We start from the raw sequence: 1,399 nt of genomic DNA, 5'->3' as shown, positions 1-1,399 counted from the left end.
TGGAGGTTAGTCTAAAAAGTGGACACGTAAAAATGAGATTTAGTTTATAATACAATCATCATTTAGAAGGACGTGTTCACTTTGGGCAAACATTTTGATCAAGAGTACAAGGATTATGTTTCAAAATTAATTGTTGAAGAAGGCCGAAAAGCATCGGATGTTGCACGTGAATTAGAAATATCACCTAAGACGATAAGTGGATGGGTTTCAGCTTACAGGACGAGAAGGAATGCCGGGAATACGAATGAGACATATATTACACCTACCGAGCTTGAAAAATTAAAAAAACAGCATGAAAAAGAATTGGCAGAAGCAAGAGAGGAAATTGAAATTCTAAAAAAGGCCATGCACATCTTCACCAAAAACCAAGCGTAGTTTATACCTTTATTGAAGCCCACTCAAATGAACACGCTATAGTGAAGATGTGTCAGGTGTTAAAGGTTTCAACGAGTGGCTATTATAAATGGCTTAAGCTGCAATCTAGCCTCCCATCCGAAAAGGAAAAATATCGGGTAGAAATTCAACAGAAAATTAGCAAGTCATTTCATGAGAGCTTTGGAACCTACGGAAGCCCTAGAGTACATGACGACTTAATTGATTGGGGTTATACGATTTCGCAAAAAACAGTAGCTCGAATGATGAGCGAAATGGGCTTAAAAGCTACACAACCAGAAAAGTTTGTTGTCACAACTGACTCAAATCATGATTTGAATATTTATCCTAATATACTCAATCGTCAATTTAGTGTGGATGAACCTAATCAGGTTTGGGTTTCAGATATAACCTATATTTGGACGCTTGAGGGCTGGGTTTATTTGGCTTCCGTAATGGACTTATTTTCAAGAAAGATAGTCGGGTGGAGTTTAGCAGACCATATGAAGAAAGAGTTAGCTATTCAAGCATTGAATATGGCGATTATTCAAAGACAGCCTGGCAAGGAATTACTTCACCATTCAGACCGTGGGTCTCAATATTGTTCTAATGACTATATTGATATTTTGAAAGAGAAAGAAATGAACATCAGTATGAGTAAAAAAGGCGATCCTTATGATAATGCTTGTATCGAGTCGTTTCATGCCACAATTAAAAAAGATTTAATTTATAGAAGGCGATTTAAAACAAGGGCAGAGGCGATTAAGGCAGTAAATTATTATATTAGTAGCTTTTATAATGAAAAACGAAAACATTCAACATTAGGGAATTCCTCACCGAACCAGTATGAGAGAAATCACATTGTACAAGAATCCGAAATAATCTCATAAAGGGGATATTTGGTATTAGAAATGGTCAGTCATGTAATTCGACTGCCCATTTCTAATACCGTACCAAACGAAGTGCGGTAGGGATTTTGGTTTCAATAGACTCAAATTTTATTGTCCACTTTCTTGACAGAAGACCA

2 protein-coding genes are annotated in these 1,399 nt (G+C 36.5%); both read left to right on the top strand.

The annotated features are described in order from the left end of the window. Window positions 1–81 precede the first annotated feature (81 nt). A complete protein-coding gene (locus V7108_RS26785; RefSeq protein WP_335569861.1) occupies window positions 82–375 on the top strand; it encodes a transposase in 294 nt (97 codons plus the stop codon). A gap of 11 nt (window positions 376–386) precedes the next feature. After that, the gene (locus tag V7108_RS26780) at window positions 387–1,262 is read left to right on the top strand and encodes an IS3 family transposase (RefSeq protein WP_335569862.1); all 876 of its coding nucleotides are present in this window, start codon (window positions 387–389) and stop codon (window positions 1,260–1,262) included. Window positions 1,263–1,399 lie beyond the last annotated feature (137 nt).

It is taken from the genome of Neobacillus vireti, from assembly GCF_036962345.1.
Classification (GTDB): domain Bacteria; phylum Bacillota; class Bacilli; order Bacillales; family Cytobacillaceae; genus Neobacillus; species Neobacillus vireti_A.
Note: the sequence above shows the minus strand (reverse complement) of the source record. Positions and strands in the feature narration are given on the sequence as shown.